A 17,737-nucleotide genomic window follows, 5' to 3' on the forward strand; every position below is an offset into this window, starting at 1 on the left:
GATGCAACGATTATGGGCACCATGGAGAATGGCATATATAAAGAATGTTGATAAGGAAGACGAGGGGTGCATATTTTGTACAAAACCACTCAGAAATAATGACCGGGATGACCTTATTCTTTTTAGAGGTAAAAAGTGTTTTGTTTTAATGAACCTCTACCCCTACAGCAATGGACACCTTATGGTCACCCCTTATCAGCATACCAGTGACATACTTTCACTGGATAGAGAAACTACGATGGAGCTGTGGGATTTTGTCTGCCTGTGCAAGAAAGTACTCACCGAAGCATGTAATCCCGAAGGGTTTAATGTAGGCATGAATTTGGGAAGAGTATCGGGTGCCGGAATCGACCAGCATATTCATATGCACATTGTTCCCCGATGGAACGGGGACACTAATTTTATGCCGGTATTAGGGGATACAAAGGTTATTTCAGAGGGTATCGAACAAACTTATGATACACTTAAACCACTTTTCAAATCAATAGGTGAAACCTTTTTAGGGTGAGAGTCCTGCGAAAATTGCCAAAGAGAAAGCTCACCGGCTTTTAATGTAGCATAGTTGCGGTGAAGTAACCAGGCACCGGTGTTGCAATAGATCGTGTCGCCATCATAAACGATTTCACCGTGATGTGTATGACCATACAGTACTATATCATACCCACCGTCTCTAATCGTTTTAAAGGCACAGGATCGATACTCCTCTACCAAACTGGGAGTAAGAAGTTTAGATGTATATTTCCTGCTGGAACCTGAGCAAAACACCCCAAATCCTACTCCAATATCTGGATGTAGCAGCTTATACATTTTTTGATAAAATTTGTTCCGCAGAAGACGCTTAAGAACCCTGTAGCCCACATCACCTTTTAAAATTCCGTCTCCATGAAACAAATGTACTTTTTTCCCCTGTAAGGTAATATCCAATGTATCATAGTTTATTGCTACTCCAACCGTTTCTTTAAGAAAAGGTCCCAGTGCAAAATCGTGATTACCAGCAAGATAATGAACCTTTATACCCGCTTCAACCAGTTTTCTCAGTTCGTGGAGAATCAAAAAATAGTCCGGACGTATGGCATGTTTATAATCGATCCAGAAGTCAAACAAATCACCCAGGATGAAAAGATCACTTGCGTCATTTTTTATACTATCTGTCAACGTACAGAACTGTTGGTCTCTGTTTTCATCGCCCTCTATGGATATTCCAAAATGTGCATCGGAAATAAAGTAAATAGTGTCACGCTTGGTGGTCATGAATTCTTCTTATCAGTTGGAGTCATTATAATTGTCACATCTATACTGCTTTAAGAATGAGTGATAAACTGAAGATCGTTCTAATTTATTTACTACTTAAAACAAAGAGCGAACAAATATCATAATCTGTTCGCCTCTTGTGAGCAGACATATTTCAATATGGCAAACCAATTAGAAAACGCAACTTCCCAGAAATACTTTACTCCCAAAGGTCATCTGTTGTATCCAGGTCGCTTGCCATGTCACTGAAGTTAGCATTTTCATCGTGAAGATTACCAAAATTCAGTTCGCGCATATCATCATCCTGTTCCAAATCTTCGTCAACGTATCTTTCATCAACATCGCGCAAGATCTCGTCGGCATCAAATTGTTCATCTAAAATCATGGTGTAGTCACCTCCCCCCGCGCTGCGTAGTTATATTTAAATTGCAAACTGTATAATAATGAATTTTAGATGCAATGTCAATACTTTTATTCATTTTTTTCCTAAAAATTACATCAAAAATCTAATTTGAACATAAGTTCGTTTTTAATGCAAGAAAAATTGTAAGTAATAATCAGGTATTTTTTAGGTTCTGCTATATATACGAGCCAGCATTTGAATTATGATAACTAAAAATCAGGGATTATCTTGCTTTGAACAAAAGGTGGGTGAAAAATCTACTATAGTGTCTTAGAAACGAAAAAATGGTTTATTTTAACCTGCCGATCTCTTTTTTTAATCTATAATACCAAGGGACAGGACTTGATAGCACCCTAACGGATTCAGATAACAGGCGAGTCAAACATTCTATTTTAATGCTTAAACTCACCTGCTATCTCAGTGTTTGGTCCTCCAAAGTGACTTACACCTGCCGGTGATTCGCCGGGCCCAGCCCTACCTAATGTAAAATATTATACCCACTCCACTTCTTAATGTGGAAAAAATAGAGGTTGGTTCAATATTAAATATTGCTCCCAATTCTCCAAAGATCTCAACGGCATCGGTGATAGGATATTGCAAGCCATAAAAACCACCTAATCCAAACTGTGTATCAATATTTTCCTGAAAAGTTACATAGATATTACCACCTACATAGTGTTCAAGATCATTTTGCTCTCTTATATAAAACAGATTACGAATGTCTAGGGATAAGGCGTTATTATTATCCTGAAACTGAAAACCAACCAATGGCTCAACTGCGTAAGAATCAGTTATATGAATCCTGGCTCCCAAAGAAAATGCATCACCCACAGTAAACGGTATTCCAATCTCAACGGCCTTAGTGGAAGCTACCATTATGAACAGAAAGATCACCAGAGGTAGTCGGAGTTTTTTAAGTATCATAACTATTCTCCTTTAAAAATAACATAAAAACTGCACATCTCTTTTCTGAGTAAGTGAAGTGCAATTTATGTTCCTAAAAATTTTAATTGTTCTGAGTTATCAAAGTTAGGGAGGAATGAGCCAACAAATGCTTTTAAACGATTAGATAAAGTGCTCACCTGGTACAACAAACTTATAAGGAGGGTAAAAACTTGGTAGCGTTCGTTTAAGGTGACCTGTACTAGTAGAAAAAAGAAGAGCCTCATTTTACAATGGTAGTAGTGACAAAACCAGTAAAAGAGGAGGCTCTGGTGCAGATCGAAATCAACATTAAACTAAAAAATAGAAGTAGCCATAAGCAGTTTGTAAGAAAATCTTTTCAGGATGGCAGGAAACGCCATATGCTGTGTTGGGTTTCAAAAAGACTTTTCAGGCAACTAAATCAACATTCTCCCCTTTTCCCGACTCTACACTCAGTTTCATTTCAACAGCAACTTTTAGGTGTTTCTGAGCAGCTTCAATACCTTCCTTTTTGGCACTTTGCATAACCTGATTCACGGCTTCTATGGAAGCAGCTGTGTTACTGACCGGATCCATTTCATTTCTCCTTTCGATGAGTTTAGCCCTGTGCTTTATGTGTATCGACCAAAAGAGAAGATACTTTAACCCTTTGAGGCAAAAAGAGCCGATCTTTTTAAACGCCAGGCTTATAATCTTCGATCACCTTCTCAGTTCCCCATAGCTCTTTTTCAACTGAAGCCTTTATGGTTATTTTTTTCCATTTTCCAGAATAGTACCACCATAAACTAATACACATGGTTACGAAAAAACTGGCAGCAAAGGCTATCCATATCCCAGTGATACCAAGTGATGTTCTTGAAAGAGTAGCACTAAGGGGAACCCGAATACCCCAAATAGATATAACGGTAAAAACAAGCGTTGTAATCGTGTGGCCAGCTCCGTTTATCACACCGTTAGACACATACATAACAGCAAACATTATGGTAGAAGGCCCTACAATACGTAAATAGCCGCTACCGATATCTATCACACTTTGGTCAGTTGTAAACATAGATAGGAGTTGATTAGCAAAAATGAGGAAATTAATGGACAAAAATGCAGAAACACTCACCGTGAATAAAAGTCCCCACCTAAAGGTTTTATGAACCCGATCAAAGTTGCCAGCTCCAAGATTTTGCCCCGAAATAGAAGAAACAGCCAGCCCAATGGACATAGCAGGCAAAAAAGCAACAGCTTCTATTCTGTGCCCTGCTCCGAAAGCAGCAGTTGCGATTTCACCAAACCTGTTAACATAAGATATTACAGCAAACATACCAATAGAAATAGCTGATTGCTGAATCATTGACGGAAATCCGATTTTGCATATTGCTGCTGCAAGTTTTCTACTGAATTTTAGATTCGCTACTTTAAAAGATTTCCCCAACCCCTTTTTTTTCAAATAACCAAACGCAAGCAAAAGAGCAACGAAGGAGGAAAGAATTGAAGCTAAAGCAGCACCATCAAGCCCCATTTTGGGGAAGGGGCCTATGCCTATAATAAACAGTGGATCTAAAATCGCATTTACAGTAACACCGATTGCGGTAAAAAGCAAAGGCGTCTTTGTATCACCCAATCCTCTTAAAATAGATGTAACTAGATAACTTAAATACAGTACCGTAAGCCCAGCAAATGTTAACCGCAAATACGAGGAGGCCAACTGGTGCAATGCCTCAGGAGTTCCCATTAATTTAAGGATGTGTTCATTGAACATTATACCACTAATAGAAATAATAACACCAAAAACAACAGACAGAATAAATGAAGTACTAATTATTTCTTCAACCTTTTTATAATTGCGGGCTCCATAGTATTGGGAGACCAGAATAGTTGTAGCGACGGTAGCGCCAACTGCAACGCCAATAAAAATAAACACCACCGGAAAACTTACTGCTACTGCTCCTATAGCCTCCTTCCCTACAATTCTTCCAATCCAGATTGCATCAACTATCTGATACCCCGTATTGAGTAGATTGGCTATGAGCATAGGAAGGGCAAGAGTTAGCAGATGGCGCGGAATACTACCCTGAGTAAGATCATTTCCGAATTTAGTTACAGTCATTTATATTCCATATACTTAAATAACAATGAAGTGATAATAAAGGTAACTATTACGACATGGTAGGTCCAGTATTAGAGGCAGATATAAATATATATATATTGCTCCCTAACCAAATACTTAAACATTGCCTCTAATCTCTTTGCAACCATTTTGCCAAACGCTCCGGAGGTAACTATATGGATACACAATTAGTTTTGCTGGCCTTTGGTCTTACGCTCCTGGCAGGCCTTTCAACCGTTCTGGGAAGTGTGTTTGCTTTTTTCACCAAAACCACTAACACCAAGTTTCTCTCTGGTGCCATGGGGTTCTCTGCCGGTGTAATGCTCTATATATCCTTTGTTGAGCTTTTGCCAGAAGGTGTTGAGTTCCTTTCAGAACACGTGGGTGAAGGTACTGGTAATTTATACGCAATTGTGGCCTTTTTTGCGGGAATATTGGTTATTGCCGTAATTGATAAACTTATCCCTTCGTTTGAAAATCCCCATGAAATGCATAAGGTAGAAGAAATAAACCAGGTAGATAAAAAAAACGGCCTGCACAGAGTTGGAGTTTTCACTGCACTTGCTATAGCCATCCACAATTTTCCGGAAGGGTTAGTAACTTTTACCGCCACTCTTGCCGATCCTGCTTTGGGTATATCGATCGCTATCGCTATCGCTATTCATAATATTCCGGAAGGTATTGCAGTTGCTGTCCCAATTTACTACGCCACCGGCAGTAGAAAAAAAGCATTTCTCTACTCCTTTTTAGCTGGGATTGCCGAACCCATAGGAGCTTTAATCGGCTTTACGTTTTTTCTGCATTTCTTTAATGACCTGATACTGGGTATTTTGTTTGCCTCGGTAGCAGGAATAATGGTATTTATCTCTCTGGATGAGCTACTACCAGCTGCAGAAAAGTATGGAGAACATCATATCTCAATCTACGGCCTTATACTTGGAATGGCAGTTATGGCGGCAAGCCTTCTTATGCTTGGGTAATATAATCGCCCCCTCACTTTCAAGTACCCATAGGGTGAAGATGAAATGATCTATCACTGCTGTCCAAATTAGGCGAATGCTAAACCCACTTGCTCCACATTTACAACAGCCTCCCACTCTTTTGGAAACGGATTATTGATTCAGGCCCGATGGTCAGGATGTGAAAAAGGAGATTTTAAAACGCAGATCTGTGCTGAGCTCGCCGAAGTAGAACGTAAAGGGCGCCGTTCTCCGTAGCAGACTACTGCGAAGGGTGAACAGAGGTAAACGCTTCCGCGTTTAGGAAATCCAGAATTCATTCAATTGTGATTAAGACATTATCCAGGGTAATTGCGGAGCGTTTACCCTTAACCCTCGTTTATTTTATCCTATTTTGGACAAGAGTGATGATTTCTATAATCTTTTTTCGGTTTTCTTTCGTTATGTATGTAACCTTGTTAGGTTTACTCTAACTGGAGTTCTCTTTTTTTGGAGAGTATAAATTACAGCGGCGCTATATTTTGGTGAACAAGACCAAAACTGGCGTCAACAGCGGTCATACTTCTTTGCAAATACTTACATACCGCTTAGGGGATAAGCTCTTTTGTTTTAATCAAAAAGGCCACTCTACTAAGCTAAGAGTGGCCGTAAACCAGTGTAATATTATGCAGATCCGTTTACCTACTCACCTGCAATTCCAAGCATCTGTTTACCAGTAAACATTTGTCCATTGATATAGCGCGCATTAACCACCTTGAAAAGATACGCACCAGGCCCTACTTCTCTGTTTCTGGCATTTGTCATATCCCAGAAGATTCCATAAGTAAGTTCGCCCTTAGCCTGTTTGATTTCAACTTCTGCAACCACATTCCCAACAGCATCGTATACAATACCTCTTCCGAAAGTTCCATCATTCAGCTGCTTGAGAGGTAATTTAGTGTTCATTACAACCATAATCCCTCTCTCTCTTCCCTGAATAATATCTCTGTAATATTCCAGTGTTATGGGATCAAAGATATCAGACAGCTTCGTACTAGGAGTATAAGGATTAGGAGCAGGGACTAACGCAGTAGTTCCTTCAACCATAATGATAGCACTGTCACTCAACAGATCACCTTCGGTTGCTGTTATAGCAGTAAGAAAATCAATATTCCCTTCACTTCTGCTTATGGTTGCCTGATTAGAGAAATAGTTATCAATAACCGCGGCATTAGTATTTTCACTTATCCACTGAGGGTTTCTTGCGTCTCTGATATAGTTACCAAATTCATCCCGAATAACAGCAAAAAGTGTAACACGGGTAGCTTTATTATCAAGGCGAAGAGTGTCCGTTTCTGTTGGTTCATGCAAATCTATATCAGGAGTATCCTGGATATGCAATTTATAAGGCTCAGCTGGTATAACGTGCAAAGTGATCTGTACGGTTGATGGTCCATATTCAGGATGCCTGGAGTCCTCAAGGCTCGCTTCAATAATCACAGACTGATGCGCCTTGGTGCTCATAAAAACGGTACGATCACCATCTTTGGGCGAAATAAGTGTATCGTTTGAACCTCCAACAACTCTCCACCTAAGCATCTCATCCAGTTCTGATACCCACTCTTCGTTTCTGTCAAAAACACGACCGTAGAGGTTAAATGGCTGACCGGCAACAGCAGTGTCGACTGCCCCTAATGGCTCATTTCCCTCTTCCCCTGGAGTACCTTCTAAAGGATAGAGTACCACTGTAGTTGGAGAGTGAAGACGGGGGCATTCAACAGTAGTCATAGCTTCCATCAACCCCTGCTCAGTTACTGTTACTTTACTTAAAGACTCATTATAATGATCTCTACCAACTATAGCTCTATAAGGAGATTGAGGATCGACATCCACAAGTACGCCTTCAAAATCAGAGTTCCACAGAGGTTCCTGTGCAGGTCCAACCAAATTATTATATCGGTCCCTTTGAACAGCATACAGTGTTTTGGTCGAACTAATGTTATTGAGCAGAACTAAAGTAACTGGATTGGGATTCCATGGGTCGGCATTATGAAGGGATTCTTCGATAACCAACTGATATGCCCTTGCAGGTACAACCTGTATGGTCAATCTTACAGAAGAAGCCACATAAACATCATTTTCCGGATGATGTACAGACGCCTCAATCGTTACATGCTGATGAGCTCTTGTGGTCCTGAAAACAGTATGATGGCCAGAACTTTCGGATAAGAATTCATCAGTTTGAGATGTTCCAACAACAGACCATTCAATAAACTCTTCCAAGTGATCAATTCTGTTTTCCGGATCAAAAACGCGTCCAAATAGATCAAGCGATTCACCCGCAGTTACTGTTAAACTATCACCCAATGGTGCATTGTCCGGAGATTCTTCATCACCATAGAGACGTATATCGGTGTAAATCGATAGATCTGGGCATATTATATCCACTTTTGCCTGTTCGAGTTCACCCTCTTCAACGGTTATTTCGGTAGCTGTTTGGCTATATAATGCTCTGCTAACAGTGATAGTGTACGGTGCTTCAGAGTCAATTTGAAGCACAATGTCTTCGTTATTTTTACTCCACTGCGGATCTGCAGATGGTCCGATGTAGTTACCAAATCTATCTCTTACTATTGCATACAATGTTTGATCCCGTGTCATAGAAGTCAAAATAACAGTATCGACGGGGTTAGGGGCAATTGGGGAATCTTGCAAGTCCATAGACTCTTCTATAAACAAAGCACTCGGCGAAGCAGGTACTACGTGGATCGTTATCTGTGCCTCTGAGCGATCAAAAGTTGGATCAGACGGGTCTTCCGCAATTGCCCGAACGGTTACCGTTTGATGTGCCGCTGTCGTGTAAAACTCGGTATGAGGACCGCTGTTTTCAGAGAGGTAATCAGTTAATTCACCGTCACCTTCAACCTCCCACCTTACAGAAGACTCTAAATGTTCATACCTTTTTCCTTTAAGTGAATCTCTGAAATCAAACACTCTGGCATAAATATCAAACGTTTCCCCGGCGATAACAGTATCCACTGCCCCCAGAGGAGTATTTTCTCCCTCATCTGGCGGTCCTTCTTCGGGATAAAGAGAGGTCACTGTTGGTATCGACAGTACATGTATTCTAACGGTATCGGTAATCTCGATATCCGACTCTGCGTCCACATAATTGCACCACAGCTTAACCAATGTTGGTCCGCGAGTAGGAGTGAACGTTATTGAAGTATCATTATCAACGAGACTGGATGGTGGGTTGCTTGCATCTTCGTCCACAAATCCCCACACAAACTCTCCGGGGGGATCATTAACCTGAGTACTTCCTTCACCACTATCAGCATACACTGCTACGTGCCCAAAAATTGTGTCGAAGGCATAAATTGTTGTATCGGGTGCAACAGAAATTTCAACGACACTTGGGGGGATCGGTATGAGATTGGTTTCAATCCAGATGGTTGAAGCCGATGAATGACGTTCTGCATAGAAGACGTGAAGATCATACTCCTGTCCGTACTCAAGATGATCTAAATCATCTACATAAAAAGAATCGGCAACTGCTTCATGTATTCCACCCAGTTCTATAACCAATCGCCTGTCTACGAATACAAAAACGTCATCATCTCCCTCAAAACGAAACTGCATACCCTCCTCTTTTACAAAGGTCCAGTGGAGCTCCATAGTAAAAGAGAAGTTACGATTTGCATCAATAGGCCATAGTTCATTTTCATCTGCTGCAGCTGAATCTGTATTCCACCAATAGTTTTCTAACTCATGATTCCATCCATTGCACCCCCTTAATTCAGCAAGTCCCCGATCATCCAAAGGAAAAAAGGTGGAATCTCTAAACCGGTACATTCCGTCACCAATGTGTATAAAAGGAAGAGAATCTTCAACAACCACATTCTTGAACGATGTGTCATGATCGACAGTATCGATACCCAAAAACTCTACATCACGACGGTATTCACACATCCAAGGCTCAAAATCAGGTACATTTAAGTCACAATTTTCGGTGAACCCTTCGCCAAAACGCTCTGGCAAGCCAGCTTCGGGAATCACAAAATCAGGAAAATGCTCCAGTAATTCTGCTTCTCTCTCAGGATCACGTCCCATAGCTTGCTCAGCTCTGGGAGAATAGTGCGGAATAGTATAGTCGCCCTTAGCAGAATCTTCCCATGCCCTGAACCAATATTTCATATAATGATTCATATAAGGGCGAGGGCCGGGAACGGGTTTGTCATCCTTATCCAAGGTATCCTGAACCATTCCAGTGCGTGCAGTGTCAGTGCCGAAGTGAATTTGTTCAAATTCCGGGTTTGACCTGTCTGGGTGAAAATCGTAAAAAGTAACAGGTACCCATATTGTGTCTGGAAAGTTTTGAGCAAGTGTTTCAGAACCGTTGATAAAGAAACCTAAAACCCAAAAAACCGTTATTAACCAGGCCTTTTTTTTCATAGCGTTTCCCTTGTTGCAGATGACGTAAAAGGGTTTTTTTGTTTAGACAAGAACACTACCTTAATTATAATATAGCTGAATGGTAAAAAAAATGCATCCATTATTTTAAGTACTTGTAACTTACTGTAATCATCTGTTTTTGGCTTTTCAGCACTAAAAACCTAATTTAATCGCAAAAAAAAACTAACCAAATTATCAAATGAATATGGCACACTCATTGTTTAATAGTTTTATTGCAACATATCTTTTATTTAAACCATTAAAGGACCTTAAACAGAGAACAATGATAATCAAATAGAATACCAGCATTTATAAAATAGTTATTGCTGATAATAGTATATAAAAAAAAGTTCTGCTGTAATTTTTTATCCCGGGAAAGGAGTCTCATTAGATGGATTTATCTACCACTTATATGGGAATACCTCTTAAAAACCCCCTTGTAGCTGGAGCGTCATCTTTTACCGGCAACATAGAGAAACTAAAAGAGATTCAGGAATCAGGGGCCGCAGCAGTTGTATTAAAATCCCTCTTTGAAGAGCAATTACAACTTGAGCAGTTCGAATTTGATGAGAAACGGGAGAAGTACACAGAAGGAGTAAGTCCCGAAATTGATGGTTTTTACCCCCATAATCTCCAGTATAAAGGTATTGAAGGGCACTTACTCTTTGCAAAAGAAGCTAAAAGTGCGCTGAACATTCCAGTTATCGCTAGTATTAACGCTGTAAGCACCAACACCTTTGTCTCCTACGCAAGGCAACTGGAACAAACCGGCGTAGATGCATTAGAGTTAAATATCTACACTGTTCCCGAAACTGGTTCACGGTACGGACAGGTCATTGAAGATGAGCAACAAAATACCGTTAAAGAAGTTATGAAAAGTGTGTCTATACCAGTTTCAGTCAAAATAACCCCTTTTTATTCAAACCCTCTCAGCATAGTAGCAGGTTTTGATACAACGGGGGTAAAAGGTGTCGTTCTCTTTAACAGAATATTTCAACCTGCAATTGATATAGAAAACGAAGAGATGGGTTTAACACCATTTCTAAGCAATCCGGAAGAACTTAGACTATCATTGCGTTTTACCGGGTTACTTTGCGATCAGATCAATGCCGATATTTGCACAAGTACCGGAATTTTTGACGGTAAAGGAGCCATTGCAGCTCTGCTTGCAGGAGCAAATTGTTTTCAGATAGTTAGTACTCTGTATAAAAACGGAAACGAACAAATACATGCAATTCTAAAACAACTTAATGAGTGGATGGAAGTTAGAGGGTATAAAAGTCTGGATGATTTTCGTGGAAAACTAAGTCGAAATAATACTAAAGATCCGTTCGCCTATAAACGTGCTCAGTACATAAATATTCTCTGGCGCGCGAATCAGATGCTGGGTAACCTGGCAGGCTAAAAAAAAGAGAGCGGTTCATTTCGCTCTCTTTTTTTTATTTATCCCAAAGTTTTACTTATCATTCAGCGCTTTTACCCCGGGCAACTCTTTTCCTTCAACCAGTTCAAGTGATGCACCACCGCCGGTTGAAATATGAGACATCTTATCAGCAACACCTGCTTTTTTAACCGCAGATACAGAGTCACCACCACCAATTACAGTGATTGCATCGTCCATTTCTGCCAAAGTGGTGGCAATTGCCTGAGTACCTTCGGCAAACCTTGGAAATTCAAAAACCCCCATAGGGCCATTCCAGAAAATTGTTTTAGCACCCTTTATTGCGTTTTTAAACTTTTCTCTTGTGAGAGGTCCTATATCCATACCCATCCAGCCTTCTTCGATGGCACCACGTGCAACCTGCTTATACTCAGCATCCGGACCAAACTCCTGAGTCACAATGTGATCAATGGGAAGATAGATATATACGTTTGTTTCATAGGCTTTTTGAAGAATTTTGCGTGCGGTATCAATCATGTCATCTTCAACGAGCGAATCACCAATAGCAAGCCCCTTTGCTTTAAGAAAGGTGTAGGCCATACCGCCACCGATGATCATATTATTAACTTTAGAGAGCAGACTCTCGAGTACCGATATTTTTGAAGAAACTTTTGCTCCACCAATAATCGCCAGAAATGGTTTTTCGGGAGAATCGACGACCTTTTCCTGTAGAAACACCAATTCTTTTTCCATTAAAAATCCGGCAACGGCAGGCAAATGGCGGGCGATTGTTTCGGTTGACGCGTGTGCACGGTGGGCAGTACCAAAGGCATCATTTACGTATATATCCCCGTAAGTAGCAAGCACTGAAGCCATTTTTTCTCTTTCAGCGTCGTCCTTTGACTTTTCCTCTTTATGAAAACGGGTATTTTCAAGCATCAACACTGCCCCGTTATCAAGTGCAGCAACCATCTGCTTTGTTTCATCGCTTATACAATCTGGTGCAACCGCAACATCTTTGGAAATTAATTTTGAAAGATGAGCGGCAACGGGAGCCATCTTGTGTTTTGCTTCAAGATACGCTTTTTCATCAAAGGTATTACCCTCTTTTTCAGCTTTCTCTTTTGCCTTTTTTGTATCTTTTTTAGGATCACCAAGATGTGACATAAGAACAAGACTTTTGGCACCCTGCTCAAGCACATAGTTAATCGTAGGAAGTGCAGATTGAATACGGGTGTCATCCTGAATCTCACCCTTATCCATTGGCACATTGAAATCAACCCGCATGATCACTTTTTTGCCCTTAAAGTCCACATCTTTAACCGTCTTTTTCTTTATTGCCATTTTTCTATATCCTCCTGGTGAAAAGGTGAAAAAAAAGGTTCTTTATATTCAAAATAAGAATAATAAAGAACCTTCAATTTGGATCGTCATCCTAGAGTAAGATTTATTTCACAGTATCCATGTGGCAGATAAGATCACAAACTTTATGTGAGTAACCCATTTCATTATCATACCATGAAACTATTTTAACGAAAGAATCGGTAAGAGCAATACCAGCACCTGCATCGAAAATAGAAGTACGAGCATCACCGATAAAGTCGTTTGAAACAACTGCATCTTCAGTGTAACCGAGTATGCCCTTAAGAGCACCTTCAGAAGCAGCTTTCATAGCAGCTTTAATCTCATCGTATTTTGCAGGTTTTGACAGTCTGCATGTAAGATCAACTACAGATACATCAGGTGTAGGAACACGGAAAGCCATACCGGTAAGTTTACCGTTAAGTTCAGGAATAACCTTACCAACCGCTTTTGCAGCACCGGTTGATGAAGGAATTATGTTCTGACCAGCACCACGACCACCGCGCCAGTCTTTTAACGAAGGTGCATCAACTGTTTTCTGAGTTGCGGTAGCAGCATGAACAGTAGTCATCAGACCTTCAACAATTCCCCAGTTATCGTTAAGTACTTTTGCCACAGGCGCAAGACAGTTTGTTGTACATGAAGCGTTTGAAACGATTTCCATGTCTTTTGTGTATTTGTCCTGGTTAACACCCATTACAAACATTGGTGTGTCATCTTTTGAAGGAGCTGAAAGCACTACACGCTTTGCACCAGCCTTAATATGAGCGCTTGCTTTTTCTTTTGTAAGGAAAAGACCTGTTGATTCTACGACGTATTCTACACCGATTTCATTCCACTTGAGATTTGCAGGATCTTTTTCTGCTGTTACGCGGATCTCATTTCCGTTTACAATAAGTTTTCCATCTTTTACTTCAACTGTACCATTGAACCTGCCATGAGTTGAATCGTACTTGAGCATATATGCCATGTATTCAACATCGATAAGATCGTTGATACCAACAACTTCGATATTGTCATTATCCATTGATGCACGAAATACAAGTCTTCCGATTCTACCAAATCCGTTAATTCCTACTTTTATAGCCATGTGTTCCTCCGTTTGAGAATATAAGATTGAGGATGTTTAGTGTACGGGAAAATGTTATTTTCGTAGAACAACCTGCCTGGGTAAGCACAGGCTGAATAATATAGTTGCTTTTTAATTTGGAGTCAATAAAAACTGTAACTGTTTAAATTATAACCAAAAATTTCTATCCCAATATACCGAAAAAAGGCTTATATATGAGCGATAAATCTAACCAACCTCCCTTTTTAAAGAATAAAGAGAAGCTCTTTATCATTGCTGGACCCTGTGTTATTGAATCTGCGGACCTTTGCCGCCGTATCGCAGAACAGTTGGCTGAAGTTGCTCAGCTTCATACAATTGATGTTATCTTTAAAGCCTCTTATGATAAGGCAAACAGAACTTCTGTTGATTCATTCAGAGGACCGGGTAAAGAGAGAGGGTTAGAGATTCTCTCGCAGATAAAAACAGAGTTTAAGCTTCCTGTGCTAACAGATATTCACGAATCAAATGAAGCAAGTGCTGTTGGTGAAGTTGCAGATATTATTCAGATACCGGCATTTCTATGCCGTCAAACCGATCTGTTGGTACATGCAGCTAAAACGGGCAAGTGGATCAACATTAAAAAAGGCCAGTTTATGGCGCCTCAAGACATGAGATATTCTGTTGAAAAAGTAGGAGGACACTGCTGGCTTACAGAAAGAGGTACTTTTTTTGGCTACAACAGACTTGTGGTCGATTTTCAATCGATTCCACAGATGAAAGAGCTTGGAACCAAGGTTGTTTTTGACGCAACTCACAGTATACAACAACCCGGCGGTGGAACGGGGTGTTCAGCAGGTAACAGGGAAATGGCAATTCCCCTTGCAAGGGCAGCGGTAAGCGTAGGTGCTGAGGGGTTGTTTTTTGAAGTACATCCGGATCCGGATAACGCACTTTGTGATGGACCCAACAGCTTAAGCCTTAAGCGGTTTTCAGCGCAAATCGAAAAACTGTTACAACTTCATGCACTAATTAAGAGCTAAAATAGTTGCAACTCCCGGTGCTACCCCAGCACCGGGCACTATTATATCCGCTTAGATTCAAAAAGCATAGCATTACCAGTTGCATCAATAGGGATTGGCTTTCTTTTATTACCATTTTTGTGAACAATAACGGCCGAAGAAGGTATCTCTTTATTGGTAAATTGCACAAGCATTTCTATGGCCTGTTCAAGGCAATCACCCTCAAAGAGCACCACCGGACCAGAAAAGCCGACGGGTTCAAGGATATTGTGCTCTAAAGACGCTAAATGGATAAGACGGTCGCCTTCCATAGCATCTCTTGCCACAATTACCTTTTCGCCACTCTGCAGTCTGAAATGCCTTCCGACCTTTAACAGCGCGACATCAGAACACTTGGGCGACGCGGTATATTGAAAGTAATCTTTCAGTCTGGTAGAGAAGCTTTTATCGGTGAGAAGACATCCTCCGGCAGGACAGGGATAATCTGATATACCCATAGTGTAGGCCATCTGGATTTGGGGCTTTCTGTTACGGCCACTTAATGACAGCAGACGATCTCTGTCTACCCAACCACGTTTTTCGGGTTCAGTGGGTTCCAATAGTGATGCAGAGAGGGGCCTTAATATGTAGCCCTGTATACCCGATTCACGCTCAATAAGAGTGAGGGCTCTTTTATGTTGTGACATCGGACGCTGACCCAGCACTTCCCCGGTAAATAGAAATGATGCGCCAATCTCCTTCATGTGCTCAACTGCTTTTTGAATCTTCATTATTCTGCAATCAATACAGGGATTCATCCCCTTTCCATGACCATGCCTGGGCTCTCTTACCCGGAGTAAAAATTCATCACCAAGAGTCATTCTTTTAAGTGGTATATCTCCAAGTTCTTTAACAGCCTGCACCACTGAAGCACAGGATGCGCTTTTGGGAGTACAGGTACAAAAAGGTGAGGTGAAGTTAACCGCGTGAACTTCTATCCCCTGCTCGATTAAAACTTTAGCGGCAAGTGTACTGTCTAAGCCGCCAGAAAGAAGGCCAACTGCTTTCAGAATAAAAACTCCTGTTGAAGTACTAGAATCATATTTCGATTAAAACCCTGAAACAATTTCGACTTTTAAAAAAGAAAATTGATACTGAAGCCGAAACGAAGTATTTTCTTCATAACAAAGGTTAAAACCACATTCACATTATTTAAAAATACGCATACAGATATGAGCAGTGCAAGTTCCAATAAAGCAGAGCGTGAAATTCTTGATAAATATCTTGCTCGTACCGGAGTAAGAAGAAGTGCTCAGCGCTATAAAATTATGGATGTTTTTCTCTCCGCTGAGCACCATATTACAGTTTCGGAATTATCAGATCTCATAAAAAAGAAGTATCCTGCGATCGGTGCAGCCACCGTTTACCGCACCATGAAACTATTTTGTGAAGCAGGTATTGCCGAAGAGATTGTTATTGGTGATGGAGTGGTACGGTATGAACACAAGTATGGCCATGAACATCACGATCACCTGATATGCACAGATTGTGGCAAATTTATTGAAGCAAAAGATTCTCAAATTGAACTACTACAACAAAAACTTGCAGAGCGCCACGATTTCTCTCCTACTTATCACCGGCTTCAAATCTTTGGATTATGTAAGAAGTGCCAAAAAGACTGAGTTTTTTCTTTCTACCCCCTCTTGATTGCACAATTCCTCTGTATGGGGCATTCGTTTTGCTTCCTACAAAGTTTAATTAAGCCCAAAGCTTTAATTACTCACTTGAAGGAGGATCTATGCCCCGCTTACTTTTTGGTAAAAACAAAAACTTCGAAAATAATGGTAATGATAAGCCAAAAAACAAGCATCGTAGTTCAATTCGAATTGGGAAGTTATTGTTTGATTTCAGTGTAGTCCTTGCAATCTTCTCCATAGGTTATTACATGGGTCGTGAGCGTATGACTCCTTTTATTAACACGGTTCACGAATATAAAATAGGAATTTATGAGGGGAATTCACCATTGGAACTTAATCCCATGGGCAATAAAAATCCAGTCATGACAGCAAGTATGGTAACAGATGTTAAAGCTGATTTTGTGGCTGATCCCTTCATTTTTCACCGGGACAGTATTTGGTACCTTTTTTTTGAAATCCTCGAACGCACCCAGAATAAAGGTATAATAGGTCTTGCAGTCAGTGAGGATTTAAAAAACTGGAAATACGACCAGGTTGTGCTTGAAGAGCCATTTCACCTCTCCTACCCTATGGTTTTTGAATATCAGGAAAAGATGTATATGATTCCGGAGAGCGGGGAGAATTATACCGTATCTATTTACCAGGCCCTCAATTTCCCCTATGACTGGGTTAAGGTAGAGGATCTGGTTAAAGGAAATTATGTCGATCCAACGGTGTTTGAGCATGATGGGCACTGGTATATGTTTGCAGGAGAGCGTTATGACATTTTACATCTATATCATGCTGATGATCTTTTTGGTGACTGGAAAGCCCACCCAAAGAGTCCACTGAGAGTAAATGATCTCATAAACTCACGACCATGCGGCAGGGTCGTCAGGGATGATGAGGGCAGGCTCTTACGTTTTGCAATGAACAATGAGCCTACCTACGGATGGGATGTAAGGGCATATATCGTAACCGAGCTGAGCCCTGAAAGTTATAGCGAAGAAGAGTATTACCGTAACCCTATTCTGTATGGAACGGGTAAGGGTTGGAATAGTGTTCGAATGCACCATATCGACGCGCATCAGTTTGAAGGCAGGTGGGTTGCAGCTGTAGATGGAGTCGGTTTCTGGCGCACTCTAAAATTCAGTTTCTAATAGAAAAAGGCTCTTGAACTATTGCCCAAGAGCCTTTTGG

The 17,737-nt window shown here is 40.7% G+C and carries 15 protein-coding genes; 6 read left to right on the forward strand and 9 right to left on the reverse strand.

The features are described from left to right. Window position 1 precedes the first annotated feature (1 nt). A complete protein-coding gene (locus tag QA601_11425; protein ID MDG5815693.1) occupies window positions 2–508 on the forward strand; it encodes an HIT domain-containing protein in 507 nt (168 codons plus the stop codon). Here the strand turns inward: QA601_11425 and QA601_11430 are convergent. The 5 genes from QA601_11430 to QA601_11450 form a co-directional block, all read right to left on the reverse strand. Beyond that, window positions 454–1,251 (reverse strand): UDP-2,3-diacylglucosamine diphosphatase, encoded by a 798-nt coding sequence (locus tag QA601_11430; protein MDG5815694.1) that lies wholly within the window; start codon window positions 1,249–1,251, stop codon window positions 454–456. The genes QA601_11425 and QA601_11430 overlap by 55 nt on opposite strands. Window positions 1,252–1,450: 199 nt before the next feature. Then, window positions 1,451–1,636, reverse strand: coding sequence for a hypothetical protein (locus tag QA601_11435; GenBank protein ID MDG5815695.1), 186 nt, complete (start codon window positions 1,634–1,636; stop codon window positions 1,451–1,453). Between the two features lie 492 nt (window positions 1,637–2,128). Then, the gene (locus tag QA601_11440; GenBank protein MDG5815696.1) at window positions 2,129–2,578 is read right to left on the reverse strand and encodes a hypothetical protein; all 450 of its coding nucleotides are present in this window, start codon (window positions 2,576–2,578) and stop codon (window positions 2,129–2,131) included. A gap of 408 nt (window positions 2,579–2,986) precedes the next feature. Continuing rightward, complete coding sequence (locus tag QA601_11445; protein MDG5815697.1) at window positions 2,987–3,154, reverse strand: hypothetical protein; 168 nt, start codon at window positions 3,152–3,154, stop codon at window positions 2,987–2,989. A gap of 97 nt (window positions 3,155–3,251) precedes the next feature. Beyond that, window positions 3,252–4,676: an MATE family efflux transporter gene (locus QA601_11450; protein MDG5815698.1), complete on the reverse strand. Its 1,425-nt coding sequence runs from the start codon at window positions 4,674–4,676 to the stop codon at window positions 3,252–3,254. Window positions 4,677–4,852: 176 nt separating this feature from the next. On the opposite strand from QA601_11450, the gene zupT reads away from it, so the two are divergent. Further along, window positions 4,853–5,656: a zinc transporter ZupT gene (gene zupT, locus QA601_11455; GenBank protein ID MDG5815699.1), complete on the forward strand. Its 804-nt coding sequence runs from the start codon at window positions 4,853–4,855 to the stop codon at window positions 5,654–5,656. A gap of 660 nt (window positions 5,657–6,316) precedes the next feature. Here zupT and QA601_11460 read toward each other — a convergent pair. Next, window positions 6,317–10,069 (reverse strand): fibro-slime domain-containing protein, encoded by a 3,753-nt coding sequence (locus QA601_11460; GenBank protein MDG5815700.1) that lies wholly within the window; start codon window positions 10,067–10,069, stop codon window positions 6,317–6,319. A gap of 391 nt (window positions 10,070–10,460) precedes the next feature. Here QA601_11460 and QA601_11465 point away from each other — a divergent pair, with 391 nt between their 5' ends. Next, entirely contained in the window at window positions 10,461–11,474 is a 1,014-nt protein-coding gene (locus QA601_11465) for a dihydroorotate dehydrogenase-like protein (GenBank protein MDG5815701.1), read from the forward strand. A gap of 51 nt (window positions 11,475–11,525) precedes the next feature. Here the strand turns inward: QA601_11465 and QA601_11470 are convergent, their stop codons facing one another. Both QA601_11470 and gap read right to left on the reverse strand, forming a co-directional pair. After that, a complete protein-coding gene (locus QA601_11470; GenBank protein MDG5815702.1) occupies window positions 11,526–12,794 on the reverse strand; it encodes a phosphoglycerate kinase in 1,269 nt (422 codons plus the stop codon). A 103-nt stretch (window positions 12,795–12,897) separates the two neighbouring features. Next, window positions 12,898–13,902, reverse strand: coding sequence for a type I glyceraldehyde-3-phosphate dehydrogenase (gene gap, locus QA601_11475; protein MDG5815703.1), 1,005 nt, complete (start codon window positions 13,900–13,902; stop codon window positions 12,898–12,900). A 194-nt stretch (window positions 13,903–14,096) separates the two neighbouring features. Here gap and kdsA point away from each other — a divergent pair, with 194 nt between their 5' ends. After that, window positions 14,097–14,903: a 3-deoxy-8-phosphooctulonate synthase gene (gene kdsA / locus QA601_11480; protein MDG5815704.1), complete on the forward strand. Its 807-nt coding sequence runs from the start codon at window positions 14,097–14,099 to the stop codon at window positions 14,901–14,903. 41 nt (window positions 14,904–14,944) lie between these two features. Here kdsA and QA601_11485 read toward each other — a convergent pair whose 3' ends face one another. Continuing rightward, complete coding sequence (locus tag QA601_11485) at window positions 14,945–15,931, reverse strand: hypothetical protein (GenBank protein ID MDG5815705.1); 987 nt, start codon at window positions 15,929–15,931, stop codon at window positions 14,945–14,947. A gap of 162 nt (window positions 15,932–16,093) precedes the next feature. Between QA601_11485 and QA601_11490 the strand changes: the two genes are divergently transcribed. Together QA601_11490 and QA601_11495 are read left to right on the forward strand one after the other, a co-directional pair. Further along, on the forward strand, window positions 16,094–16,543 hold the full coding sequence (locus tag QA601_11490) for a transcriptional repressor (GenBank protein MDG5815706.1): 450 nt from the start codon (window positions 16,094–16,096) through the stop codon (window positions 16,541–16,543). 116 nt (window positions 16,544–16,659) lie between these two features. Then, the gene (locus QA601_11495) at window positions 16,660–17,697 is read left to right on the forward strand and encodes a hypothetical protein (protein MDG5815707.1); all 1,038 of its coding nucleotides are present in this window, start codon (window positions 16,660–16,662) and stop codon (window positions 17,695–17,697) included. Window positions 17,698–17,737 lie beyond the last annotated feature (40 nt).

Source organism: Chitinispirillales bacterium ANBcel5 (genome assembly GCA_029688955.1).
Taxonomy (GTDB): Bacteria; Fibrobacterota; Chitinivibrionia; order Chitinivibrionales; family Chitinispirillaceae; genus Cellulosispirillum; species Cellulosispirillum alkaliphilum.